This is a genomic window from Pseudomonas sp. PA-7-1E (assembly GCF_021605325.1).
GTDB lineage: Bacteria > Pseudomonadota > Gammaproteobacteria > Pseudomonadales > Pseudomonadaceae > Aquipseudomonas > Aquipseudomonas fluorescens_BV.
Genome location: NZ_WKFA01000036.1, coordinates 1 through 24,768, shown reverse-complemented (window position 1 = coordinate 24,768; position 24,768 = coordinate 1). Strand labels below are relative to the sequence as shown.

The window sequence follows — 24,768 nt, the reverse complement described above, 5'->3', positions numbered from 1 at the left end:
GGTCAGGCAACTCGGCGGGCATAGACCACCGTGGTTGGATGCTAAAGGGCGAAGCTTTCACTAACCTTTCAATCGCCTTTCAATGTTTTCGGGCTTCACAGGCCAGGTTGCGGCTGTAAACTGCCGGGCAAAGCGTGGCGTCGACCACCCCTGAACGAGGTAGAAATCCATGCGTGTCCTCCTGGTTGAAGACCATTTGCAGCTCGCCGAAAGCGTGGCCCAAGCGCTCAAGAGCATGGGTTTGACCGTTGATGTGTTGCATGACGGCGTGGCGGCGGACCTGGCCTTGAGCAGCGAGGAATACGCCGCGGTGATCTTGGACGTAGGGTTGCCGCGCCTGGATGGTTTCGAGGTGCTCGCACGTTTGCGGGCACGTGGAAAAAACCTGCCGGTGCTGATGCTGACTGCTCGCAGTGATGTAAAAGACCGCGTGCACGGCCTGAACCTGGGCGCCGATGACTACCTGGCCAAACCGTTTGAACTCACGGAACTCGAAGCACGGGTCAAGGCACTGTTGCGGCGCAGCGTGCTGGGCGGCGAGCGTCAGCAAACCTGCGGTGTGCTGGTGTACGACCTCGACACCCGGCGCTTCACGGTCGCAGGCGAGCTGATGACCTTGACCTCCCGAGAACAAGCGGTGCTCGAAGCGTTGATCGCCCGGCCGGGGCGCGTGATGAGCAAGGAACAATTGGCGTCCCAGGTATTCGGCCTGGACGAGGAGGCCAGCCCCGACGCCATCGAAATCTACGTGCATCGCCTGCGCAAGAAGCTCGATGGCCAACCCATCGCCATCGTCACCTTCCGCGGCCTTGGCTATTTGCTGGAAGCCCGTGATGCATAAGCCCAGCAGCCTGCGCTGGCGCTTGCTGTGCAACCTTGCGTTATTGCTGGTGTTGTTGATGCTCGCTAGCGGCATGAGCGCTTATTGGAACGGTCGCGAAGCCGCCGACACCGCTTATGACCGCACGCTGCTGGCCTCGGCACGCACCATTGCCGCCGGCTTGACCCAGGTGGACGGCACCCTCAGCGCCAATGTGCCCTATGTGGCCTTGGACACTTTTGCCTACGACAGTGCCGGGCGCATTTATTACCAGGTCAATGATATTGATCAGAAACTGATTTCCGGGTACGAAAACCTGCCTGGCCCGCCGCCAGGCACGCCCCGCACCGACGATTATCCAGCCTTGGCGCGGTTCTATAACGCCATGTACCTGGGCCAGCATGTGCGCGTGGTGAGCCTGCTCAAGGCCGTCTCGGAACCGAACATGAACGGCATGGCCGAAATTCGTGTTGCGGAGACCGACGAAGCCCGGGTGGCCATGGCCCGCAGCCTGATGGCCGATACCCTGCTGCGTCTGGGCATGCTCGCCATCGGTGCGTTATTGCTGGTGTGGTTCGCGGTGAGCGCCGCACTGCGCCCGCTGGAACGCCTGCGTACGGCCGTGGAAGAGCGCCAGCCTGATGACCTGCGGCCTCTGCCATTAGTGGAAGTTCAGGATGAGTTCGGCCCACTGGTGCGCTCGCTCAACCATTTCACCGAACGTTTGCGCGGGCAGTTCGAGCGCCAGGCGCAGTTTATTGCCGACGCTGCCCACGAGCTGCGCACGCCCCTGGCGGCGCTCAAGGCCCGGCTGGAACTGGGCCTGCGTGCCGAAGAACCAGCCACCTGGCGCAGCACCCTGGAAACGGCCGCCCAGGGCACCGACCGCCTGACGCACCTGGCGAATCAATTGTTGTCCCTGGCCCGCATCGAAAACGGTGCCCGCGCCATTGCCGAAGGCGGTGCGCAACTGCTCGATTTAAGCCAATTGGCCCGTGAGCTCGGTATGGCCATGGCGCCGCTGGCCCACGCGCGGGGCGTGGCCCTGGCACTGGAGGCCGACGAGCCGGTATGGCTGCGCGGCGAACCAACGCTGTTGAATGAGCTGCTCAGCAACCTGGTGGATAACGCCTTGGCCCATACCCCGCCTGGCGGCAATGTGATTTTGCGAGTGACGGCCCCGGCGGTGCTGGAAGTCGAGGATGACGGCCCTGGCATCCCACTGGATGAGCGGGACCGGGTGTTCGAACGCTTTTATCGACGCAGCCAGCAGGGCATGGGGTCGGGCTTGGGGCTGGCGATTGTCGGGGAGATTTGCCGTGCGCACCTGGCGCAGATCAGCCTGCATGATGGCGAGCTGGCGGGGCTTAAGGTGCGCGTGAGTTTTATCGCGGGTTGATCAGTAAAACATCGACCGCGCTTCGTCCAGTTCGCTGCGCAGGGCGTCGCTGTGCAGGTCTATGCGCAACTTCATGAGGGCCGGCAAGGCGGTAATCGGCACGGTCCCCAGGGGGTGGTCGGTGCCGCGGTGGCAGTACAGCGCGGCGACCTGCACCAGGTCGACGTAGTCCAGGCTTGCAGAGTCGCGTGTCAGGTCAAGGTATTGGCCCGGCACGTTCACCAGCATCTCAGGGAAGTCCCAGACCCGCAGCAGCTTGTCCCCCAGCACCGGGTGGATGCTGTCGATGACGTGGTTGAGGCTGACGGGGTCGGCCAGCAGCTCATAGTGATCCTCGGCATACGTGAGGATCGGCAGCACGCCGATCTGATGCACCAGGCCCCCCAGCGCCGCCTGGTCTGGCTTGAGCTGGCTGTGGCGACGGCACAAGGCGTAGCTCACGCCCGCCACCTCCAGGCTGCGGCGCCACACGTCGCGCATTTTCTGTTCGACCACCTCTGAGCGGGCGTGGAAGATCTGCTCCATCACCAGGCCGATAGCCAGGTTGCTGCTGTAGTTGGTACCGAGCCGGGTGATGGCGGTGTGCAGGTCGGTGACTTCCTGGCTGGCCCGTAGCAGCGGGCTGTTGACCACTTTGATCAGGCGCGCCGACAGGGCCGTGTCACGACTGATCACTTTGCTCAGGTGGCTGATGCTGATGTCCGGGTCTTCGGCGGCCTGGCGAATTTTCAGGGCCACCTCCGGCAATGTCGGCAGAACCAGGTCATCGTTGTCGATGGCCGTTACCAACGCTTGTTGGACTTTTTCCGCCAGCTTGTTCATTCATGCTCTCTAGGGTGCTGCAAAAAGTACGGCGATTAACGCTGGATCTCGCGGTCACGGTCCAGTTGGTAGGGTAGGTCAAGCAGATTCAAGCCCGGGCCTTCGAGGGTGCCCAAGCGCACGTCGCCACTGTCGGCAGCTTCGGCTTGCAGCACGGCGAGAAGTTCAATCGACTGGTCGGCTTTTGCTGCGATGACCACTTCGCCGATCGCGCTGTTATGGCTCGGGGAAAATAACGGAGTGCCTGGCTCGGGAAGCTCGTTGGCCTCCAGGCTCAGGCGATACAGGCGCCGCTTGAGTTTGCCCAGGTACTGCATGCGCGCGACGATTTCCTGGCCGGTGTAGCAGCCTTTCTTGAAGCTGACGCCGCCCACAGCCTGCAGGTTGAGCATCTGCGGAATGAACAGCTCGCGCGTCTGGGGCATCACCTGGCCGATACCGGCACGGATCTGGCCAAGCAGCCAGGCATTCAATTCAGCTTGTTGCAACTGCGCGGCCAATTGGCTGCGCACGGCGTCGGCGTGTTCGGCAGATACCCAGAGTTCGGCCCGGCCCGGGGAAACGCGGACGGCAATCGATGCCTCGTTGCGCGCCACGCTATCGGTCTCGACCGGCAGCGCGAGGCCCAGGGCGCTCAGGGCCGCGTCTGCGTTCGCCAGGCCGAAGCGCGCCCAGCCAGCGCTTTCGTCGGTGAGCTTGGATTTGGAGAACACCGCGTACTTTTTCAAATCCGCCAACTGCGGCTCAAGCAACTCGGTGGCCATGGCCAGGAGCACGCCATCACCCTGCAGCAGGATGCGGAAGCTCGACTGCATCCGGCCTTTTTGCGTGCAGCGCGCGCCCAGGCTGGCCTGGGTATCACTCAGGTAATTGAGGTTGCAGGTCAGTTGGCCCTGCAGGAACTTGGCAGCATCAGAGCCGCGGACGGCGAGAACGCCTTCGTGGGACAGGGAGCAGAAAAAAGCGGAGTCAGCCATGGGTCATCGCAGGTCAAAAAGTCATGGGTGCATCATAGAGGGGCGTCCGGCAAATGCATAGTTTCCATATAGGGCGACCAAAGCCGACTGTTCCAGTGTCGTCGGGGCTGTATACTTGCGCTCTATTTTAGGAGGGCTCCATGGTCGAAGATGTAGAAATCAATCGCCTCTACTGGCACAGCCGTCGCGGTATGCTGGAGCTGGATGTGTTGCTGGTGCCTTTCACCAAAGAGGTATACGCGACGCTCAATCAGGTGGACCGCGACCTTTACGTCAGGTTGCTCGAGTGCGAAGACCAGGACATGTTTGGCTGGTTCATGGAGCGCGCCGAATCCGAAGACCCGGAGCTGCAACGCATGGTTCGGATGATCCTGGATCGTGTCCAGCCCAAGTAATCGTTTCGAATGCCGCTGGCAGGCCTCGCGGCTGTTGCTGGCGGCCTATGTGCTTGCCCAACTGGTCGCGCTGGGCAGCCTGCTGGTTCTAAACCTGCCTTACTCAAGCCTGGGCATCCTGCTATGTCTGGCTCATTGTGCCTGGGTATTGCCGCGGCAAATCCTGCTCACTCACCGTTCGTCGATTCGTGGCCTGCGCCGTGACGACGATGGTTGGCAATTATGGAGCGCCGCACGCGGGTGGCACCCAGTGCAGCTGCGGCCCGACAGCCTGGCGTTGCCGCTGATCGTGGTGTTGCGTTACCGAGTGCAGGGTGAACTGCGAGTGCGGTCCATCTGCGTGCCAAAGGATGCGCAGGCCGCCGATGTGCACCGGCGCCTGCGGGTACGCCTGAAGTTCAGCCGCCGTAGGTGGTTGGCACCAGGATAGTGTCCCGGGCTTCGGGCAGCATCTGTGGGTAGTCGAGGGTGTAATGCAGGCCGCGGCTTTCCTTGCGCTCCATGGCCGACCGGATCATCAGCTCGGCCACTTGGGCCAGGTTGCGCAACTCGATCAGGTCGCGGCTGACCTTATAATTGCTGTAGAACTCGTCGATCTCATCCAGCAGCAAGCGCACCCGATGTTGCGCCCGTTGCAGGCGTTTGTTGGTGCGCACGATGCCCACATAGTCCCACATGAAGCGCCGCAGCTCGTCCCAGTTGTGGGCGATGATCACATCCTCGTCCGAATCGGTGACCTGGCTCGCGTCCCAGCGGGGCAGGGCGGCCGGTACCGGGATGCGCGGCAGTTGCTCAAGAATGTCCGCTGCCGCCGAGCGCGCATACACGAAGCATTCGAGCAATGAATTGCTGGCCATGCGGTTGGCGCCGTGCAGGCCGGTGAAGCTGGTTTCGCCGATGGCATACAGGCCCGGCACGTCGGTGCGGCCATGCTGATCGACCATCACGCCACCGCAGGTGTAGTGCGCGGCCGGTACCACGGGGATCGGGCCCTTGGTGATGTCGATGTTGAAGGTCAGGCAGCGTTCGTAGACGGTCGGGAAGTGGGTCTTGATGAAGGCTTCGGGCTTGTGGCTGATGTCCAGGTACACGCAGTCGATACCCAGGCGCTTCATTTCGTGGTCGATGGCGCGGGCGACGATATCGCGTGGTGCCAGCTCGGCGCGTGGGTCGAAGCGCTGCATGAAGCGTTCGCCATTGGGCAGCTTCAAATGTGCGCCTTCGCCGCGCAGGGCTTCGGTGATCAGGAAGCTCTTGGCCTGCGGGTGGTACAGGCACGTGGGGTGGAATTGGTTGAACTCCAGGTTGGCGACCCGGCAGCCCGAGCGCCAGGCCATCGCAATGCCGTCGCCGCAGGCACCGTCGGGGTTGCTGGTATAGAGGTAGACCTTGGCGGCGCCGCCCGAGGCGAGAATGGTGAAGCGTGCGCCATAGGTATCGACTTCACCGCTGGTGCGGTTGAGTACGTAGGCGCCCAGGCAGCGTTCGCCCGGCAGGCCCAGGCGTTTTTCGGTGATCAGGTCGACGGCGACGCGCTGCTCCAGCAATTGGATATTTGGACGTTGGCGGGCCTGGTCGAGCAGGGTCTTGAAAATCGCGGCCCCGGTGGCATCGGCAGCGTGAATGATTCGGCGATGGCTGTGGCCGCCTTCGCGGGTCAGGTGGAACTCAAAGCTACCGTCGTCGCTGCCGGCATGTTCATCGCGGGTGAAGGGTACACCTTGGTCGATCAACCATTGGATGGCTTCCCGGCTGTGCTCGACGGTGAAGCGCACGGCGTCTTCGTTGCACAGGCCACCGCCGGCGTTAAGGGTGTCTTCGACGTGGGATTGCACGGTGTCTGTGTCGTCCAGCACCGCAGCAACGCCGCCCTGAGCCCAGAAGGTCGAGCCGTTGGCCAGGTCGCCTTTGCTCAAAACCGCTATACGCAAATGGCTGGGCAGGGTCAGGGCCAGGCTCAAGCCGGCGGCGCCGCTGCCGATTACGAGGACATCGTGTTGAAACTGTTGGCTCATTTGACGGATTCCGCAAAAAGCGATCCAAAGGGGGGCGCAAACAGGACGCCTGGATCGGCGAATCAAAGGGTCACACGGGCCACTAGTATATAGAGGGGTGGAGCGGCACAATAGCCACGCCTTCGTGGCATTGTGAGATTATGCTGCGCAGCTTTGGGAAACGGCCGGTTGGCGGGACGGGAACTTTTTGCATAAGCCCCGACTCAATAGCAGGTTGCCCGAAAGCTGGGAAAACGTTGAGTTTATTGGCCCGTCGGGAGCATTGGACGCGTCACGAAACCGGCGACAAGATTATTCGCGCAGCCGGCACCGACCGTGCTGCGTTTTTCGTGTGTGCCAAATCAGTGCATGCCGGAAACTTGCTTGAAGGGGGAGAACTTTTGCGAAAAGCCCGAGTCTATGTTTGCAAGCCTGATCGTTTAGTTATGCAAGCCTCCTTCAAGTACAACGAGGAGTGTTCATGCTAACCCAGGAAGAGGATCAGCAGCTGGTCGAGCGCGTACAGCGCGGTGATAAGCGAGCATTTGATCTGCTAGTGCTGAAATACCAGCACAAAATTCTCGGGTTGATCGTGCGGTTTGTGCACGACACCCATGAAGCGCAGGACGTTGCGCAGGAAGCCTTTATCAAGGCTTACCGTGCACTTGGAAATTTCCGCGGTGACAGTGCGTTTTACACGTGGCTATACCGCATCGCCATCAACACGGCGAAAAACTATCTGGTGTCACGCGGTCGCCGCCCACCAGACAGTGATGTCAGTTCAGAAGATGCTGAATTCTACGATGGTGATCACGGCCTCAAAGATCTCGAGTCGCCGGAGCGTGCATTGCTGCGCGACGAGATCGAAGGCACCGTCCATCGCACTATTCAGCAACTGCCAGAAGATTTGCGTACGGCGTTAACTTTACGTGAATTCGATGGTCTGAGTTACGAAGACATTGCGAGCGTCATGCAATGTCCGGTGGGGACTGTGAGGTCGCGGATTTTCCGGGCCCGGGAAGCCATCGACAAAGCCTTGCAACCGTTGTTGCAGGAAAACTAAAGACAGCGGCGACAGCCAAGAGAGGAACCGCCATGAGTCGTGATGCCCTGCAGGAATCGCTGTCCGCAGTGATGGATAACGAAGCGGATGAACTGGAACTTCGTCGAGTGCTCAACGCATTTGATGACGCCGAAACCCGTGATACCTGGTCTCGTTACCAAGTCGCTCGGGCGGTGATGCACAAGGATCTCCTAATCCCTCGTCTGGATATTGCTGCGGCCGTTTCTGCTGCACTGGCTGATGAAGCCGTTCCGGCAAAAGCCTCGCGTGGTCCGTGGCGCAGCCTGGGTCGTCTGGCAGTGGCCGCTTCGGTGACCGTTGCTGTGTTGGCAGGTGTTCGCCTGTACAACCAGGACGAGATCGCAGGCAACGAGCTGGCCCAACAGACTCAGCAACCGGTCATGGCCGGTCCGCAAGTCAAAGGTCCGGCCGTGCTGGCTGGCTACAAGGAAAGCACTGATACCACCGGCCCTATGGCTAATGGTGTACTTCAAGGGCAATCCGGCTGGCAGGATCAGCGCCTTCCAGGCTACCTGCGTCAACATGCGCAGGAATCGGCTGCCAAAGGCACTGACAGCGCTCTGCCATACGCTCGTGCAGCAAGCCAGGAAAACCGCTGATTCGCTAAGGAGCCCTATGCGCGCCATACCGCTCCTTACGCTTTTGCTCAGTAGTTGGTTTGCACTATCCGCCCATGCCGATGAAGCCCAAGACTGGCTGATTCGACTTGGGCGTGCAGAGCAGCAGCAAAGCTTTGAAGGTACGTTTGTCTACGAACGTAACGGCAGTTTTTCTACCCATGACATCTGGCACCGTGTCCAGAATGGTCATGTCCGTGAACGCTTGTTGCAACTTGACGGCTCCGCCCAGGAAGCGGTCAGGGTTGATGGTCGGGCACAATGTGTCAGTGGCACGTTTGCGGTTGGTCTCGGTCAGTCACCTGAGGCACCCTCGCGTATTCTTGATCCAAAAAAACTCACTTCATTCTATGACCTGGCCGTTATTGGCAAATCGCGCGTGGCCGGTCGTCATGCGGTGATTGTGTCGATCAGCCCGCGTGATCCCTACCGTTATGGGTTTGAATTACACCTGGACCGTGAAACTGCGCTGCCGCTTAAATCCTTGCTGCTGAATGACCAAGGGCAGTTGTTGGAGCGTTTTCAGTTCACCCGTCTGGATGCTTCGGCCATTCCTTCTGACCAGGACTTGCAGCCCAGCGGCGACTGTTCGCCGGTAACGATGTCCGCCGCTAAAGCACCTGAGCTGTCTGCCACGCAAAGGTGGCATCTGGACTGGCTACCGCCTGGTTTCCAACAGATCAGCAGCGCTACGCGCAAAGATGCCCAAACGAAATCTACCGTCGACAGCCTGATGTATGACGATGGGCTCGCGCGTTTTTCGGTGTTTCTTGAGTCAGCCAACGGCGCTGATGTGAATGAAACCCGCGCTCAGCTTGGGCCGACCGTGGCAGTATCCCGGCGTTTGAATACGGTAGATGGCGAAATGATGGTCACGGTGGTGGGCGAAATTCCCATTGGCACTGCTGAGCGCATCGCGTTGTCGGTGCGTGGTGAAAAGGCCGCCGCCAAGCCCTGAGATTGTTAATCTTATGTTCATCCTGGTCTATCAATCTGGGCCCGAATTTCGTTGGGTGCTGGGCGTATGAAATCTCTGGATCAGCATTTTCACTTGCAAAAACTTCCCATGTTTTTTATAGGTCAGGGTTTGATGGCTCTGGCCTTGTTTGTTCGCGGAACAAAAATGCCGCTCGCAGTATCCGGCGTTTATTGAACCCTGTCGCTTAACCCTGCTCGTCGTAACGGGAGCTGTATGTCGATACCACGTTTGAAGTCTTACTTATCCATAGTCGCCACAGTGCTGGTGCTGGGCCAGGCCTTACCTGCGCAAGCGGTCGAGCTGCCTGACTTCACCCAACTGGTGGAGCAGGCCTCGCCTGCCGTGGTGAACATCAGTACCACGCAGAAGCTGCCGGATCGCAAAGTCTCGAACCAGCAGATGCCCGACCTGGAAGGCTTGCCGCCCATGTTGCGCGAGTTCTTCGAACGCGGGATGCCGCAACCTCGCTCTCCTCGGGGCGGCGGTGGCCAGCGCGAAGCCCAGTCCCTGGGCTCCGGCTTCATCATTTCGCCTGACGGCTACATCCTCACCAACAACCACGTGATTGCCGACGCCGACGAGATTCTCGTGCGCCTGGCCGACCGCAGTGAACTCAAGGCCAAGTTGATTGGTACCGATCCACGTTCCGACGTGGCTTTGCTCAAAATCGATGGCAAGGACTTGCCGGTGCTTAAACTGGGCAAGTCCCAAGATCTGAAGGCTGGTCAGTGGGTGGTCGCGATCGGTTCACCGTTCGGCTTTGACCACACCGTTACCCAAGGCATTGTCAGCGCCATCGGTCGCAGCCTGCCAAACGAAAACTACGTGCCGTTCATCCAGACCGACGTGCCGATCAACCCGGGCAACTCCGGTGGTCCGCTGTTCAACCTGGCCGGCGAAGTGGTGGGGATCAACTCGCAGATATACACCCGCTCCGGTGGCTTCATGGGCGTGTCCTTCGCGATCCCGATCGATGTGGCCATGGACGTCTCCAATCAGCTCAAAAGCGGCGGCAAGGTCAGCCGCGGCTGGTTGGGCGTGGTAATCCAGGAAGTGAACAAGGACCTGGCTGAGTCCTTCGGTCTCGACAAGCCGGCCGGTGCCCTGGTTGCGCAGATTCAGGACAATGGCCCTGCGGCCAAGGGCGGCCTGAAAGTCGGTGACGTAATTCTGAGCATGAACGGCCAGCCGATCATCATGTCGGCGGACTTGCCTCACTTGGTCGGCGCGCTCAAGGCCGGCGGCAAAGCCAAGCTGGAAGTGATTCGTGATGGCAAGCGCCAGAACGTCGAACTGACCGTTGGGGCAATTCCGGAAGAAGGCGCGACCCTGGACGCCCTGGGCAACGCCAAGCCAGGCGCCGAGCGCAGCAGTAACCGCCTGGGTATCGCCGTCGTTGAACTGACCGCCGAGCAGAAGAAAACCTTCGACCTGCAAAGCGGTGTCGTGATCAAGGAAGTGCAGGACGGCCCAGCCGCCTTGATCGGCCTGCAACCGGGTGACGTGATCACCCACTTGAACAACCAGGCAATCGATACCACCAAGGAATTCGCCGACATCGCCAAGGCGTTGCCGAAGAATCGCTCGGTATCGATGCGCGTCCTGCGTCAAGGCCGTGCCAGCTTCATCACCTTCAAACTGGCCGAGTAATCCGCTAGACCTATAAAAAAGCCCCGCTGCCGGTTACCGGCAGCGGGGCTTTTTTGTGGGCGGCGGGTTCAGCTCATCATGCCTTTCACCAAGCGCTCCTGTTCGATCAGCTCACGCTGACGGGCGTCGATGCGTGAGGACAACGGGAAGTTATTGCCGGCGCGCCGCTTGGCAAAGTCCAACTGCTGGATGGCTTGCTGGAAATCCCCCACCAATGCGAAATATTCGGCGCGAGCCTGATGCAGGCCAATGATGTTGCCGGACAAGCCGCGAGTCTCGGCGACCTGATACCACACGTCCGGATCGTCCGGTCGCGACTTGAGCAGCCCATCCAGTGCCTTTTCTGCATCGGCGGTACGGTTCTGTTTAAGCAGCAGGTCTACCCGCACCTGGTTCAGCGGATAGTTGCTGGGGTACTGGGTGAGCATGCGGTCGGTACGTTGCTGCGCATCCGGCATGCGGTTGCTGGTGATGTCCAGTTCGATTTGGGCCAGGTTGTAGGTAATGTCGTTGGGCGCCTTGGCCAGCAGCGGCGCCAGGCTTTCCCGCGCTTCCTTGAGTTGAGTACCCTTGATCTGAGCGATGGCCAGGCCATAACGCGCAACGTCATTTTTAGGGTTCTCATCCAGCTGGGCCTGGAAGCGCTTGGCGGCCAGACCAGGTGTGTCTTCGTACTTGAGCTGCACCCGTGCGCGAATCAGTTGATAGCGCAGGCTGTCTTCCTTGCCGCCAGGTTTGGCTTGTTCGGCGCGGTTGCGGGTGTCGGCGATACGCGATTCGGTTACCGGGTGAGTCAGCAGGAACTCCGGTGGCTTGGCGTCGAAGCGGTATTGGCGCATCAGCCGTTCGAACATCGTGGGCATGGAGCGCGGGTCGTAGCCGGCTTTCTCCAGGTTGAGGATGCCGATGCGGTCGGCCTCTTGCTCGTTCTGGCGAGAGAAGCGGCGCTGTTCCTGGATCGCGGCGGCTTGTGAGCCGGCAATCGCGGCGATACCGGCATCGCCGGCACCCGCAGCGGCGGCGATAATGCCGCCAAGCAGGGCGGCCATCATCGGCAGTTGCATGCGTGATTGCGCTTCCACGCCTCGGGCGAAGTGACGCTGGGACAAGTGCGCCAGTTCGTGGGCCAGTACCGACGCGTATTCACCTTCGGTCTGTGCATTGAGAAACAGGCCGCCGTTGACCCCGACGATCCCACCGGGAGCCGCAAAGGCGTTGAGCTGTGGGCTGTTGATCAGGATGAATTCCAGGCGCCGGTCATTGACCTGGCTGGTCTCCACCAGCTTGTACACGCTGGTTTCAACGTAATCCTTGAGTTGCGGATCATTGAGTTGCGAAACCTGGCCGCGCAGGTAGGCCAGCCAGGCGCGGCCCAATTGGTATTCCTGTTGCGGCGAGACTATGGCAGAGCTGGCGTCACCAAGTGACGGCAGGTCGTCAGCAAAGGCCGGGGAGGCCAGCAGGCAGGCCAGCGTCAGCAGGGTAGGGCGCAAAAAAGTCATGCACAAAGCCTTTCGACAAAGAGCTTACTGTAGCCGGACACTGAGCTTGGGACCAGATATTCTAAGCGGCCCGAATGTTTGCCTGGAGTAGCACCATGACCGACGTTGTAGCCTGTGACGCCGAACTCGACGCCAGCGGTCTTAACTGCCCTTTGCCGTTGCTCAAGGCCAAGCTGGAGCTCAATAAAATGGCCAGCGGTGCCGTGCTCAAGGTGACTGCCACCGACGCCGGCTCCCAGCGTGATTTTCGCACCTTTGCCAAGCTGGCCGGCCACACCCTGGAGCATGAAGACGCCGCCGAGGGTGTGTACCGTTATTGGTTGCGCAAGGCCTGACGGCCTTGTCGACGCAGAATCAGGCCTTATTCAGCGCCTGCGCTGCCGCCAACACGGCATCAACATGCCCCGGCACTTTCACTCCGCGCCATTCCTGACGCAGCACGCCTTGGCTGTCGATCAGGAATGTGCTGCGATCCACACCCAGGTATTCCTTGCCATACAGCTTCTTCAACTTGATCACATCAAACAGCTGGCAGACCGCTTCGTCCTTATCGCTGATCAGCTCGAAAGGAAATTCCTGTTTGCCCTTGAAGTTCTCGTGGGACTTCACGCTGTCACGCGACACGCCGAACACTTCGGTATTGGCGGCCTTGAATGCGGCGTACTGGTCACGAAAGCCTTGGCCTTCGGTAGTGCAGCCTGGGGTGCTGTCCTTCGGGTAAAAGTAGATCACCACTTGCTTGCCCTTGAGGGCCGCGAGGCTGAAGGTCTGGCCGCTGGTGGCCTGGGCCTCGAAATCGGCCACGGGTGTGTCGATGGCTACCGGCATAGAGAGGTACTTCCTTACATGGGGTTCTGTGGGCGCCATGGTTCGATCAAGGCGTCGAGGTTCAGGGCATCGGCGAAATCGAGGAACTGGTCGCGCAGCCAACTGATCTGTACGCCGGCCGGCAAGGTCACGGTAAAGGTGGCATTGAGCATGGTGCCGCCGGTTTGTGGCGCCTGGTAGGTGTCACAGGTCAGGTTTTCCAGCTCGACGTTATGGTCGATAAAGAACTGGCACAACTCGTTGACGATGTCCGAACGGTAGGCCGAGCTGACATAGGCCACGTAAGGCAAAGCCTGTGGGCGATTTTCCAGGGCGGCGCTGCGTACCACGTTGACGGTAAAGTCGTGCTTTTTGGCCAGGCCCGGCAGGCCGGTTTCAAGGCGTGCCAAGGCATCCCAGGAGCCAGAAATCTGCAGGACCAGCGCACTGCACTCGCCGTGGCGGGTCAGGCGGGAGGTCACGACGGCGCAGCGGTTCTCATGGCTGGCGCGGCACAGGACGTTGGTCAGCTCCATGGGGTTGGCGCCGAGGGCACTGATAACAAGGAATTGTTCGCGAACTGTGGGGGTGGACATGCAGCCTTCCTAAAGCGATGAGCGGTCGATACCGTGTGGGCTGTATCGATCAAAGGATCAAGGGTAGCGAAAAGCGTCGCCAAGGGCTAGGAGGTGGCGTTTTCATTGCGTGATCAGCCGGCTTCGGGCGGTGCTTTGGCCCGATGATGTCATTGCCCGACGTTTAGTTGCGCCAGAACGCATCCTCACGCGGTACTTCGCTTGTACAAGCATCTTGGCGCCAGTACCATTACGGCTCTCTTTTTCCGGCAGGAGCGGTTGCATGATTGCGGGCAGTATGGTGGCACTGGTCACACCCATGGATGCACAAGGTCGTCTCGACTGGGACAGCCTGGGCAAACTGGTGGACTTCCACCTGCAAGAGGGCACCAACGCCATTGTGGCGGTCGGCACCACAGGTGAATCGGCCACCCTCGATGTGGAAGAGCACATCCAGGTGATCGAGTTCGTGGTCAAGCGCGTTGCGGGCCGCATTGCCGTGATCGCCGGTACGGGCGCCAACTCGACGCGTGAAGCGATCGAGCTGACCAAGAACGCCAAGAAGGCTGGCGCCGACGCTTGCCTGCTGGTAACCCCGTACTACAACAAGCCGACCCAGGAAGGCTTGTACCAGCACTTCAAAGCTATCGCCGAAGCCGTTCAGATCCCGCAGATCCTCTACAACGTACCGGGTCGCACCGCGTGCGACATGAAGGCCGAGACCGTGATCCGCCTGTCCACCGTGCCGAACATCATCGGCATCAAGGAAGCCACTGGCGACCTGCAGCGCGCCAAGGACATGCTGGCCGGCGTGAGCAGCGACTTCCTGGTGTATTCCGGTGACGACGCCACCGCTGTCGAGCTGATCCTGCTGGGTGGCAAGGGCAATATCTCCGTGACCGCCAACGTGGCCCCGCGCGCCATGAGCGATATGTGTGCCGCCGCCATCGCGGGCGATGCAGCCACCGCTCGCGCTATCCACGAAAAGCTGATGCCGCTCAACAAGACACTGTTTATCGAATCCAATCCTATTCCCGTGAAGTGGGCGCTGTTTGAGATGGGCCTGATGCCGGACGGTATCCGTCTGCCGCTCACCCCCCTCAGCGAAGCCTGTCACGAACCGCTGCGACAGGCCCTGCGCCAGTCCGGCGTCCTGGTTTAATTGAGGAAGCACTACGCATGAAGCGATTGGCCGGACTTTCCGCACTTGCCTTGATTATCTCCAGCACCAGTGGCTGCGGTTGGGTATGGGGCCCGGAAGGCTACTTCCGTGACCGCGGCAGCGATTACCTGGAAGCGCAAGCAACCAAACCGATGCAACTGCCGCCTGATGTCAATGTCGCCAAGCGCCTTGACCCATTGTTGCCGATTCCACGCAACGTCGCCGACGACACGGTCAAGGGTGAGTACGTAGTGCCGCGCCCACAGCCGATCATGGCCGTGGCCGATGCCAGCGACTACAGCCTGCAGAAAAGCGGCGACAACCGCTGGATCGTGGCCCAGCGCCCACCTGCCGAAGTCTGGCCGGTGGCGGTGCAGTTCTTCCAGGACAACGGTTTCCGTCTCGACCAGCAGCGCCCGCAGACCGGTGAGTTCACCACCGCGTGGCAGCAAGGTCGCGAGCTGTCAGCCAACATGGCCCAGCGCCTGCTGGCGGGCGGTGTTGCCGCCGACAGCGAAGCCCGTGTGCGTGTACGCATCGAGCCTGGCGTGCAGCGCAACACCAGCGAAGTCTATGTAGTCAGCGCCGAGCGGCCTGCCGGCAGCACGGCTGACGTCGACTTCACGCCGCGCTCGGTCAACACCGGTGTCGACGCCGCGTTGGTCGACGAGATGCTGGCCAGCATGAGCCGTATCTCCGAGAAGGGCGGTTCCGTATCCTTACTCGCCGCCCGTGATTACGACACCCCTAGCCGCGTCAGCCTCACCGAAGACGGCAGCGGCAACGTCGTGCTGAACCTGGGTGAAGACCTCGACCGCGCCTGGGCCAGTGTTGGCCGCGCGTTGGAGCAGGGCCCTTGGCGCGTTGAAGACATCAACCGCAGCCTGGGCCTGTACTACATCAACGTGGCTGAAAAGGCTGAGAAGAAGGACGACGAGCCAGGTTTCTTCGGCAAATTGTTCGGCAGCGCGCCGACCAAGGAAGAGATCGAAACCCGTGCCGAGCGTTACCAGGTTCGTTTGAGCAAGGTGGGCGAAAGCGTGCAAGTCACCGTCGAGAAGAACATCAACACCGTCGCGCCAGCTGAAACAGCGCGCAAAGTGTTGGGCGTGATTCAAGACAACCTGGGCTGATTCGATGCGTTTTGCCGTTCTCGACAGCGGTAGCCAAGGGAACGGTACGCTGGTCGCCCATGATGACACGTACGTGCTGGTCGATTGTGGTTTCTCCCTGCGGGAAACCGAGCGGCGCCTGTTGCGCCTGGGGGTTCACCCCACGCAACTGAGCGCGATTCTGGTAACCCACGAACATGCCGACCATGTGCATGGCGTGGGTTTGCTGTCTCGGCGCTACAATCTGCCGGTGTACTTGAGTCGTGGCACGTTGCGCGGGATGCGCAAACCCATTGAGCCGGCAGGTTTTCTGGCCGGTGGCGAGCAACTGCAAATCGGTGCCCTGAGCATCAATGTCGTCGCGGTTGCCCACGATGCCCAGGAGCCCACGCAATACGTATTCAGTGACGGCCAGCGGCGTTTCGGCGTGCTGACCGACCTGGGTTCCTACTGCGCCAGGGTGCTGGACGGTTACCGGGACCTCGATGCCTTGATGATCGAGTCCAACCACTGCAGGGATCTACTGGCACGCGGTCACTACCCTTACTTTCTCAAGCAACGGGTGGGCGGCGAGCTGGGACATTTGAACAATCACCAGGCGGCATATCTGGTGTACGAGTTGGGCTGGCAAGACCTGCAACACCTGGTCCTGGCTCACCTCAGCAGCAAGAACAACCTGCCGACGCTTGCCCGGCAATGTTTTGTCGACACCCTAGGGTGCGACCCGGACTGGCTGCAACTGGCCGATCAAGATTCAGGGCTCGACTGGCGACACATCGCCTAGCCCACCTTACTCAAAGCGGAGCCCATCATGGAAAAACGTGAAGAACTCTACCGCGGCAAAGCCAAGTCGGTGTACAAGACCGACGACGCCAACCGCCTGATCCTGCTGTTTCGCAACGACACCTCGGCGTTCGACGGCAAGCGCATCGAACAGCTGGATCGCAAAGGCATGGTGAACAACAAGTTCAACGCCTTCATCATGCAGAAACTCGAAGCGGCCGGTATCCCGACCCAATTCGACAAACTTCTGGGCGACAACGAGTGCCTGGTCAAGAAGCTCGACATGATCCCGGTGGAATGCGTCGTGCGTAACTACGCCGCCGGCAGCCTGGTCAAGCGTTTGGGCGTGGAAGAGGGCCTCAAGCTCAACCCTTACACCTTCGAACTGTTCCTGAAGGACGACGCCAAGGGCGACCCGTTCATCAACGAATCCCACGTCGTGGCGTTCGGCTGGGGCACCGCTGAGCAACTGGCGCGCATGAAGGAGTTGTCCCTCAAGGTCAACGACGTGCTGAGCAAGCTGTTCGACGACGCCGGCCTGTTGCTGGTGGACTTCAAGCTCGAATTCGGCGTGTTCCACGACGGCTCCATCGTCCTGGGCGACGAGTTCAGCCCGGATGGTTGCCGCCTGTGGGACAAGGACACCAAGAAGAAGATGGACAAAGACCGCTTCCGCCAAGGCCTCGGTGACGTGATCGAAGCCTACGAAGAAGTCGCCAAGCGCCTCGGCGTACCGCTGTAATCGACGCAAGCATCTGATAGCACGGAAAAAAATCGCTTCGGCGCTTTGCATCCATCAATCATGCTGTTATGATGCGCGCCGTTGGAGAGATGCCAGAGTGGCCGAATGGGACGGATTCGAAATCCGTTGTACCTTCACCGGTACCTAGGGTTCGAATCCCTATCTCTCCGCCATTACATAGAAAAAAGCCCCGCAGCTGAATAAGCTGCGGGGCTTTTTCGTTTCCGGCCGTTATTAATGGCTGTTTCAGGGATTTGTTTTAGTCCTGCCTAGCGCTGTTCAAGGCGCTCAGACGCTTTGCGATAAGCCTGATCACGCTCACGTTTATCAACGGCGACCACGAACACCGTAATTTCCTGATCGATCACTTGATACACCAGCCTGTACTCGCTACTACGCAGTTTGATCTTGTAGCAGTCAGGCAGGCTATGGAGGCGATTAGCTTCAATACGTGGGTTGTTCAGGATTTCGACTAGCTTCTTTTTGAGTTGCTGACGGGGTGTCACCGAGCTTTTGCCATTCCTTCAATGCACGCGCATCAAAATCAAGGCTATAGGTCATCCAAAGAAACCTTCACGCGTTGAGGCGATGCAAGACGCTCACGTACGGTCGCCATCAAGGCTTCATCCTCTTCAGTCATCAGCACAGGCTTAAATGGCAACTGGCCGCGCTCGGCAACATATTGCAGCGCCTGGCGTATCAGTTCGGAAGGGGTGACACCGAGTTTCTCCAGCTCCAGGTAGGCGCGAGTTTTCAGGTCGTCATCGATACGGATGTTGATAGATGCCAAGGGATAGCTCCTTGTGTAATGACGTTGGTCATTACATTGGAGCAATCGGGTTTCATTGGCAAGTCTGTCTAGACATACGGCAATCGCTCTCATCTGTTGATCCTACTTTTTGCTCGTCGGCTTTGCCGGGCGCTTTTTATCGGTTTCTTTCACCGTTTCTCTTGGTCTTTTCTTCGCCTCTTGCTCTGTTACGTATTCACCTGTGACCGCATCGCGATATCTTGTTGGCATATAAGCACCCTTGACAGTATGCCGCCCCGGCGGCGACCTTTTTCAGGCTAGCTCAGAGGCTTATGCGCACAAGGTTCCCTGTGGGCATTCTGGTTACCAAGCTTTTCCGAAACAGGTGCTTACGTTATGCGGAGGCGGCAGTTTTCGGGCAGGGTTGCGTTGGCTGGGGTAGGGCGCTAACCTTCCGCCGTCGTCCTCATGGCGACCAGTTTTGACAGACTGATTTACAGGTGTACGTCCTCCATGCGATTACAGCGTTTCTGCTGTGACGTCGTTTTATGGCGGCTGTGCGTGGGGCATCTTCGGGTGCGCCGGGTCCTGTATACCGGTCTGTCAACCCGCGCACAGCTGCCACCTGATCCTGTTTGACAGCGGGATGTGGCAGTTCCCATTGCATACAGGAGCTACACAATGAGCAATCTCGATTCTGATTCCGAATTTTCCCCTCGTAAAATATTCCATGTAGGCGCTGACGTTGGCACCGAAGAAGCCCTCACAAACGCCACCGAAATCCTGTCATCCGCCCTGCAAACCGCTTACCAATGCGCCGAAGATCCAGTCAGCACGCAGTCACCCGTGATCATGGCCCTGGCTCAATTGATTGAGAACGCGCAAGCCCTGGTGGACGCTGTCCTCGAGCGTGATTTCCCCACGGCCCAATAAACACCTGCTCCGGAAACGAAAAAAGCCTGCTGAACTCAACGCTCAGCAGGCTTTTTTTTGGCTGCAACTCGGTCAGGCAGGCTGCGCCACCAAGCTGTTGCTCACCTTGCGGCCCAACACCAGCACGGTCGCAAACCCCAACCCCACCAACACAGTGGCCAGGCTCAACAACACCGAGCTGCCCATTTGGTCGACGATCCGCCCACCAAAGAACGAGCCCAGGGCAATGATCACCTGAAACAGCGCCACGAACAGCGGCATGCCTCGCTCCACATCCTTGGGCGCTACCACGAACATCCAGATACTGGCGCAGGCCGGGAAGGCGCCAAAGGCAAAGCCCCAGAGCGCGATCAGCACCACGGCGCCTGTCATACCGGTGGCGAAGTAGGGGAACAGTGCAGTGCTGGTACCGATCATCAGCGCGACCAGCAGCAGGGTGTTGCGTACGCTGCGGTTGGCGGCGAAGCCGGCGAACACATTGCCCAGCACGCCCGCCACGCCATACAGCAGCAACAATGAGCCAATCGTTGGCCCGTCGAAGCCGGAGCTGTGTTTAAAGAACGGCGCGACATAGGTATACGCAGCAAAGTGCGCCAGGCCGATCAGCAGTACGGCGATCAACCCGACCCGTGCTTGTGGGTTGATAAACAAAGCTGGCAGGTCACGGATCTGAATGGCTTTCTCAGGAGTGAGTCGCGGCAGCAGGAAGATTTGCGCCAACAGCACCGGAATGCCCACCAACGCCGTGACTAGGAAGGTCATCCGCCAGCCCATCAGGCCGCTGAGCCAGGTACCCACAGGCACGCCCAGAACGGTGGCCAGGGTCACGCCCATCATGATGATCGAGGTGGCCTTTGCTACGCCCACGCCCTTGGGCGCCAGCCGCCCGCTGAGGGCAATGGCCGTGGCCCAGAAGCCGCCGATGCTGATGCCGAGCAATACGCGGCCGAACAGCAGCAGGCTGAAATCATTAGCGAAGGCCACCACCGAGTTGGCGATGATCATCACCAATGTCAGGCCGATCAGCAAGTAACGACGGTCCATGGCGCCAATGCTGACCGACAGAAACGGCGCGGCGAGGGCAGCCATGATGCCGGGCAATGTCACCATCAATCCGGCGTGACCGGCACTGATGCCCAGATCGCTGGCGACGTCGTTGAGTACGCCCACCGGTAGGAATTCACTGGTCACCAGGGCAAAGGCACCCACGGCGACCGAAAGAATCGCCAACCACTGCTGTTTGACGCTTTGTTGATTATGTTCAGGATGCCCGCTAGGGGCCTGGCTCGCGCTTGGCATGGGATTGGGTTCCGGGAGGAATGTCGCCTGAAGCCAGGCGAGGAGGGAATGTGGGGCGATTATAGGAATCAGTGTCGGCAATCGTTCAGGCGCTCGTTTCGATAGTAATCATCAGTGCTATCGATGTGAGCAATCATTTTTCGGCCAACCGTTCCAGAAGGCACTCAATAAACACCCCCTCCGCCCGACTCAACTTCTGCTCCCGGTTCCACAACAGATGAATATCCACATCCGCAATCCCCTCATCCGGCGGCAACCGCCACAGCAGCCCGCGCTCCACATCGTCCGCCACCACATGAGTGGGTAAGCAGCCCAAGCCAAACCCGGCAATGACCAATCGCCGCACTTCTTCCAGGCTGGAGGATGACGCCACGATCCGCCCGCCAAACCCTTGCTGATCACGGAAAATAGTCAGCGGCGACAACATGCCGCCAATCTGGTCGCTGGTAAAACTCACGAAATTCTCCGATTGCAGATCCCCTTCGACTAACCCTGTGCGTCCGAACAATGGGTGGTGTTTTCCACAAAAGAACGCATAACGCTGACGCAGAAACAGATGCTGTTCCAGGCGCGGTTGTGGCCGGCGATTGAGGCTGAGCCCCAGGGTCGCGGTTTTTTCCAGCAGCGCGGCGACAATGTCGGAGCTGCGCATCACTTCTACTTCCAGATCGACCCGTGGATGTTCGCGATGAAAACCCGCGAGAAAGTCATCGAAAGTGTCGGAATTAATCCGGCTGATCATCAGCAAGCGCACTTTGCCGATCACTTCATCACCCGGCTTTTGCAGGGCGTTGCTCATCTGCGAGACCTGGCCGTACATCTCTCCGGCAATGGCGAAGATCTGCTCACCGGCTTCGGTGAGCACGAAGCGCGGGCCACGGCGCAGGATGAGCTGGCAATCCAGCTGTTCTTCCAGGCGCTTGAGCGCCTGGCTGATGGCCGGTTGCGTCAGATGCAGGCGGGCGGCGGCGCGGCTGATGCTCAGTTCCTGGCCGATCACGCGGAAGGTGCGCAGCAGGTTCCAGTCCAGGCGGTCATTGAGCAGAGGGTGAATATCGCGGCGGAATTCGGGCATGGCGGCGCTCGATAATAAGCAGTTCTTATAATCAAGATAATAAATAGAAAATTGACTAATCATAGCCCCTGGCCGAAAAATCGGGTTTAACGAGCGCCACCAGAGCGCACCGGTTTGACTTTCTCCTGCCAAAAAAATAACCAAAGGAGCCAGCCCCATGAAGCCTTCCGCTTCGCCGCAGCCTCGCCGTGCTGCGGCCGCCGCCTTTATCGGCACCATGATCGAGTGGTACGACTTTTACATCTATGCCACCGCTGCAGCGCTGGTATTCGGTCAACTGTTCTTCCCCTCCGACGATAAATTGTTCAGCACCATGGCCGCGTTCGGCACCTTCGCCGTTGGCTTTTTTGCGCGGCCGTTGGGCGGCATCGTGTTCGGTCATATCGGCGACCGCATCGGCCGCAAGAAATCCCTGGTGATTACCCTCGTGATGATGGGCGTGGTCACGGTGTGCATCGGCCTGTTACCGACCTATGCCCAGATCGGCGCTGCCGCACCGGTGCTGTTGATCCTGTTGCGAGTGGTGCAGGGTATTGCGGTTGGCGGTGAGTGGGGTGGGGCGGTGTTGATGGCTGGCGAGCACGCGCCGAAAGGGCGGCGTAATTTCTTTGCATCCTTCGCGCAGTTGGGCAGCCCGGCCGGTTTGATTCTTTCCTTGCTAGCGTTCAGTGCCGTCACTCGTTTACCTGAAGAGGACCTGCTCAGCTGGGGCTGGCGCCTGCCGTTCCTGGCCAGTGCCTTGCTGTTGATCGTCGGCCTCGCGATTCGCCTGGGTGTGAACGAGTCGCCGGAGTTCCTCGAAGACAAGGCTCTGGCGGAAAAAGCGCGAGCGATCAAGCAGGACCAAGCCCCCGTGCTGGAAGTGCTGAAGACCGCTTGGCGTCCATTGTTGTTGTGCATTGGCGCCAATACGTTGGGAATTGCCGGCGTGTATTTCACCAACACCTTCATGATTGCCTACAGCACTCAGCAACTTAATCTGCCGCGCTCGTTGATTCTGGAATGCCTGTTCTTCGTCGCCATTATTCAGTTCTGCGTCCAGCCGCTGGCCGCCTGGGTGGCGGAGAAGGTCGGCGCTACGCGGTTTCTGTGCGCCATGTGCGTGCTGGCAATGGCCTCGCCGTACCCGATGTTCGTCCTGGTTAGCAGCGCTCAGGCACCGTTGATCATCCTCGGCATTGCCCTGGCGGTGGTGTGCATGGCGTCGTTCTACGCCGTCATCGCAGGTTTTGTCAGCGGCCTGTTTGAAACCCGTGTGCGCTACACCGCGATCTCCCTGGCTTACCAGGTATGCGGCGCGCTGGCCGGCGGCCTGACACCGTTGATCGGCACCTGGCTGGCCCATCAATACTTGGGCCAATGGTGGCCGATGGCAGTGTTTTACAGCGTGATCGCGGCGGTTTCGTTGGTGTGCGTACTGGCCTTGTCCCGCCGCCATGCCACGGCCCACCGCCTGGAAATGGCACACAGTTGAGGGAGTCAGCAATGTTGAAGATTAATGGCGAGCGCCTGTGGCGTAGCCTGATGGACATGGCCGAGATCGGCGCGACCGCACGCGGTGGCAGCTGCCGCCTGGCGTTGAGCGCTGAAGACAAGGCCGGTCGTGAGCTGTTCAGCCACTGGTGTAAAGCAGCCGGCCTGACGTTGAGCGTGGATGCCATCGGCAACCTGTTCGCCCGCCGCGCGGGCACCGACAATGACGCCGCCCCGGTGATGATGGGCAGCCACCTGGATACCCAGCCCGAAGGCGGACGCTTCGATGGGGTGTACGGCGTGTTGGCTGGCCTGGAGGTCATCCGCAGCCTCGACGACCACGGCATCCAGACGCGCAAGCCGTTGGAAATTGCAGTGTGGACCAACGAGGAGGGCGCCCGTTTCACCCCGGCGATGCTGGGCTCGGCAGTGTTCACCGGCACACTTGCCCTGGACATGGCACTGGCAACCGCTGATGTAGACGGTATCAGCGTGAACGAGGCGTTGCGCACCACCGGCTACAACGGTGAGCGCCCGTTGGGTGGCGCAGTGGATGCGTATTTCGAAGCGCATATCGAGCAAGGCCCGATTCTGGAAGACAACGCCAACAGCATCGGCGTAGTCACCGGTGGTCAAGCGATTCGCTGGCTCGATGTACGGGTCGAAGGCATGGCCGCGCACGCTGGCACCACGCCGATGCCGTTGCGTAAAGATGCGCTGTACGGCGCGGCAAAAATGATCCAGGCCCTGGAAAACCTCGCTGCCGATTTTGCCCCACAGGGCCTTACCACTGTGGGTGAACTGAGCATCGCCAAGTCGTCGCGCAACACCATCCCCGGCTTGCTCAACTTTACCGTCGACCTGCGCCATCACCGCGACGCCGACATCGACGCCATGGAGCAGCAAGTGCGTGCACGCCTGCAGGCTATCGCGGACAACCGTGGCCTGAGCGTCACCATCACGCCTCACTGGATCAGCCCGGCTACGCCGTTCGACGCTGAGTGCGTGGCTTGCGTGCAGGCTGCGGTGGACGGCTTGGGCTACAGCCAGCAGACCATCGTCAGCGGCGCCGGCCACGATGCGATTCACCTGGCGCGCTATTGCCCCACCGCGATGATCTTCATCCCCTGCGTCGGCGGCCTCAGCCACAACGAAGCCGAGGATGTCTTGCCCGACGATGTGCGCCAGGGTACCGATGTCTTGCTCAACGCCGTCTTGAAACGCGCCGGGCATGTTCATTTCTAAAGGCCGACGCCGCACCCCTGTGGGAGCTGGCTTGCCTGCGATTGCGCACTGTCAGAGAGCAATGTACTGCCTGATTCACCGCCATCGCAGGCAAGCCAGCTCCCACAGGTTCTGTGTTTATCCAGGAGCAACTCATGAAGACGTTTTTTCACCCCGAACAACTCCTGCATCACCCGCGTAGCTACTATTCCCGCGGCCAGATGCGCACGCCCCAGGAGGTTCCCGAGCGAGCGCGCAACCTGCTGTTGGCTGCGCAAACCCTGGGCTTCGATATCCAGCAACCGACCGATTGCGGTATGGATCCTTTGCTCGCGGTGCACGGCGGCGACTACCTGGCTTTTCTTCAAGAAGCTCACCAGCGCTGGAAAGAAATTCCCGAAGACTGGGGCGACGAAGTCATGTCCAACATCTTCGTGCGTGAACCCAATGCCTTGCGCGGCATCCTGGCTCAGGCGGCACGCTACCTGGCCGATGGCAGTTGCCCCATCGGTGAATTGACCTGGCGCTCGGCTTATTGGTCAGCCCAAAGCGCCATCGCCGCAGCGGGAGACATCCTCGATGGCGCTTTGGGC

The 24,768-nt window shown here is 59.9% G+C and carries 25 protein-coding genes, 1 tRNA gene and 2 pseudogenes; 18 read left to right on the top strand and 10 right to left on the bottom strand.

Annotated elements, in window-relative coordinates:
• Positions 1-169: 169 nt before the first annotated feature.
• Together GIW79_RS20215 and GIW79_RS20210 are read left to right on the top strand one after the other, a co-directional pair.
• Entirely contained in the window at positions 170-841 is a 672-nt protein-coding gene (locus tag GIW79_RS20215) for a response regulator (protein WP_014717358.1), read from the top strand.
• Positions 834-2,219: a sensor histidine kinase gene (locus GIW79_RS20210; RefSeq protein WP_003189439.1), complete on the top strand. Its 1,386-nt coding sequence runs from the start codon at positions 834-836 to the stop codon at positions 2,217-2,219. The genes GIW79_RS20215 and GIW79_RS20210 overlap by 8 nt, the downstream gene beginning before the upstream one ends.
• On the opposite strand, the gene GIW79_RS20205 is transcribed toward GIW79_RS20210, so the two are convergent.
• On the bottom strand, positions 2,220-3,041 hold the full coding sequence (locus tag GIW79_RS20205) for an HDOD domain-containing protein (RefSeq protein ID WP_034126564.1): 822 nt from the start codon (positions 3,039-3,041) through the stop codon (positions 2,220-2,222). It abuts the gene before it with no gap.
• Positions 3,042-3,076: 35 nt separating this feature from the next.
• A complete protein-coding gene (ygfZ, locus tag GIW79_RS20200; RefSeq protein ID WP_054917633.1) occupies positions 3,077-4,018 on the bottom strand; it encodes a CAF17-like 4Fe-4S cluster assembly/insertion protein YgfZ in 942 nt (313 codons plus the stop codon).
• Between the two features lie 140 nt (positions 4,019-4,158).
• Between ygfZ and GIW79_RS20195 the strand changes: the two genes are divergently transcribed.
• Positions 4,159-4,413, top strand: coding sequence for an FAD assembly factor SdhE (locus tag GIW79_RS20195; protein ID WP_003189444.1), 255 nt, complete (start codon positions 4,159-4,161; stop codon positions 4,411-4,413).
• Positions 4,397-4,843: a protein YgfX gene (locus tag GIW79_RS20190; RefSeq protein ID WP_197900775.1), complete on the top strand. Its 447-nt coding sequence runs from the start codon at positions 4,397-4,399 to the stop codon at positions 4,841-4,843. Before GIW79_RS20195 ends, GIW79_RS20190 begins: the two co-directional genes overlap by 17 nt.
• On the opposite strand, the gene nadB is transcribed toward GIW79_RS20190, so the two are convergent.
• The gene (nadB, locus tag GIW79_RS20185) at positions 4,812-6,428 is read right to left on the bottom strand and encodes an L-aspartate oxidase (RefSeq protein ID WP_220382847.1); all 1,617 of its coding nucleotides are present in this window, start codon (positions 6,426-6,428) and stop codon (positions 4,812-4,814) included. The two genes, GIW79_RS20190 and nadB, sit on opposite strands and share 32 nt — an antisense overlap.
• A gap of 460 nt (positions 6,429-6,888) precedes the next feature.
• Here nadB and rpoE point away from each other — a divergent pair, with 460 nt between their 5' ends.
• The 4 genes from rpoE to GIW79_RS20165 all read left to right on the top strand — a co-directional run bounded on the left by rpoE (position 6,889) and on the right by GIW79_RS20165 (position 10,737).
• Positions 6,889-7,470: an RNA polymerase sigma factor RpoE gene (gene rpoE / locus GIW79_RS20180; RefSeq protein WP_003172477.1), complete on the top strand. Its 582-nt coding sequence runs from the start codon at positions 6,889-6,891 to the stop codon at positions 7,468-7,470.
• Positions 7,471-7,502: 32 nt separating this feature from the next.
• On the top strand, positions 7,503-8,090 hold the full coding sequence (locus GIW79_RS20175) for a sigma-E factor negative regulatory protein (RefSeq protein WP_034126575.1): 588 nt from the start codon (positions 7,503-7,505) through the stop codon (positions 8,088-8,090).
• 16 nt (positions 8,091-8,106) lie between these two features.
• Positions 8,107-9,066, top strand: a complete 960-nt coding sequence (locus GIW79_RS20170) for a MucB/RseB C-terminal domain-containing protein (protein WP_236454071.1) — start codon at positions 8,107-8,109, stop codon at positions 9,064-9,066.
• Between the two features lie 234 nt (positions 9,067-9,300).
• Complete coding sequence (locus GIW79_RS20165; protein WP_014717365.1) at positions 9,301-10,737, top strand: DegQ family serine endoprotease; 1,437 nt, start codon at positions 9,301-9,303, stop codon at positions 10,735-10,737.
• A 68-nt stretch (positions 10,738-10,805) separates the two neighbouring features.
• On the opposite strand, the gene GIW79_RS20160 is transcribed toward GIW79_RS20165, so the two are convergent.
• Complete coding sequence (locus GIW79_RS20160) at positions 10,806-12,239, bottom strand: M48 family metalloprotease (RefSeq protein ID WP_003189458.1); 1,434 nt, start codon at positions 12,237-12,239, stop codon at positions 10,806-10,808.
• A 95-nt stretch (positions 12,240-12,334) separates the two neighbouring features.
• Here GIW79_RS20160 and GIW79_RS20155 point away from each other — a divergent pair, with 95 nt between their 5' ends.
• On the top strand, positions 12,335-12,574 hold the full coding sequence (locus GIW79_RS20155; protein ID WP_054897608.1) for a sulfurtransferase TusA family protein: 240 nt from the start codon (positions 12,335-12,337) through the stop codon (positions 12,572-12,574).
• Positions 12,575-12,593: 19 nt separating this feature from the next.
• Here GIW79_RS20155 and GIW79_RS20150 read toward each other — a convergent pair whose 3' ends face one another.
• Positions 12,594-13,067: a peroxiredoxin gene (locus GIW79_RS20150; protein ID WP_003189461.1), complete on the bottom strand. Its 474-nt coding sequence runs from the start codon at positions 13,065-13,067 to the stop codon at positions 12,594-12,596.
• Between the two features lie 14 nt (positions 13,068-13,081).
• Positions 13,082-13,642 (bottom strand): glycine cleavage system protein R, encoded by a 561-nt coding sequence (locus GIW79_RS20145; protein WP_003189463.1) that lies wholly within the window; start codon positions 13,640-13,642, stop codon positions 13,082-13,084.
• Between the two features lie 262 nt (positions 13,643-13,904).
• Here GIW79_RS20145 and dapA point away from each other — a divergent pair, with 262 nt between their 5' ends.
• The 5 genes from dapA to GIW79_RS20120 all read left to right on the top strand — a co-directional run bounded on the left by dapA (position 13,905) and on the right by GIW79_RS20120 (position 17,593).
• A complete protein-coding gene (dapA, locus tag GIW79_RS20140; protein WP_236454068.1) occupies positions 13,905-14,783 on the top strand; it encodes a 4-hydroxy-tetrahydrodipicolinate synthase in 879 nt (292 codons plus the stop codon).
• Between the two features lie 17 nt (positions 14,784-14,800).
• Entirely contained in the window at positions 14,801-15,916 is a 1,116-nt protein-coding gene (gene bamC, locus GIW79_RS20135) for an outer membrane protein assembly factor BamC (protein WP_032892980.1), read from the top strand.
• Between the two features lie 4 nt (positions 15,917-15,920).
• Entirely contained in the window at positions 15,921-16,679 is a 759-nt protein-coding gene (locus tag GIW79_RS20130) for an MBL fold metallo-hydrolase (protein ID WP_236454065.1), read from the top strand.
• A gap of 27 nt (positions 16,680-16,706) precedes the next feature.
• Positions 16,707-17,420 carry a phosphoribosylaminoimidazolesuccinocarboxamide synthase gene (gene purC, locus GIW79_RS20125; protein ID WP_027604309.1) on the top strand — a complete coding sequence of 238 codons (714 nt, stop codon included), beginning with the start codon at positions 16,707-16,709 and terminating at the stop codon, positions 17,418-17,420.
• 83 nt (positions 17,421-17,503) lie between these two features.
• A tRNA-Ser gene (locus GIW79_RS20120) sits at positions 17,504-17,593 on the top strand.
• Between the two features lie 96 nt (positions 17,594-17,689).
• On the opposite strand, the pseudogene GIW79_RS20115 reads toward GIW79_RS20120, so the two are convergent.
• Together GIW79_RS20115 and GIW79_RS20110 are read right to left on the bottom strand one after the other, a co-directional pair.
• A pseudogene (locus GIW79_RS20115) lies at positions 17,690-17,981 on the bottom strand (type II toxin-antitoxin system RelE family toxin).
• Positions 17,971-18,210: a type II toxin-antitoxin system RelB/DinJ family antitoxin gene (locus tag GIW79_RS20110; RefSeq protein WP_054897605.1), complete on the bottom strand. Its 240-nt coding sequence runs from the start codon at positions 18,208-18,210 to the stop codon at positions 17,971-17,973. The pseudogene GIW79_RS20115 and the gene GIW79_RS20110 overlap by 11 nt, the downstream one beginning before the upstream one ends.
• A gap of 642 nt (positions 18,211-18,852) precedes the next feature.
• Here GIW79_RS20110 and GIW79_RS20105 point away from each other — a divergent pair.
• Positions 18,853-19,104, top strand: a complete 252-nt coding sequence (locus GIW79_RS20105; protein ID WP_054897604.1) for a DUF6124 family protein — start codon at positions 18,853-18,855, stop codon at positions 19,102-19,104.
• A 72-nt stretch (positions 19,105-19,176) separates the two neighbouring features.
• Here the strand turns inward: GIW79_RS20105 and GIW79_RS20100 are convergent, their stop codons facing one another.
• Entirely contained in the window at positions 19,177-20,403 is a 1,227-nt protein-coding gene (locus GIW79_RS20100) for an MFS transporter (RefSeq protein ID WP_197900773.1), read from the bottom strand.
• Between the two features lie 133 nt (positions 20,404-20,536).
• Positions 20,537-21,478 carry a LysR family transcriptional regulator gene (locus tag GIW79_RS20095; protein WP_034126590.1) on the bottom strand — a complete coding sequence of 314 codons (942 nt, stop codon included), beginning with the start codon at positions 21,476-21,478 and terminating at the stop codon, positions 20,537-20,539.
• Between the two features lie 157 nt (positions 21,479-21,635).
• Between GIW79_RS20095 and GIW79_RS20090 the strand changes: the two genes are divergently transcribed.
• The 3 genes and pseudogenes from GIW79_RS20090 to GIW79_RS20080 form a co-directional block, all read left to right on the top strand.
• Positions 21,636-22,952 (top strand): MFS transporter, encoded by a 1,317-nt coding sequence (locus GIW79_RS20090; protein ID WP_054897601.1) that lies wholly within the window; start codon positions 21,636-21,638, stop codon positions 22,950-22,952.
• A gap of 11 nt (positions 22,953-22,963) precedes the next feature.
• Positions 22,964-24,196, top strand: coding sequence for a Zn-dependent hydrolase (locus GIW79_RS20085; protein WP_197880201.1), 1,233 nt, complete (start codon positions 22,964-22,966; stop codon positions 24,194-24,196).
• A gap of 134 nt (positions 24,197-24,330) precedes the next feature.
• A pseudogene (locus tag GIW79_RS20080) lies at positions 24,331-24,768 on the top strand (histone deacetylase family protein); the annotation flags it as partial.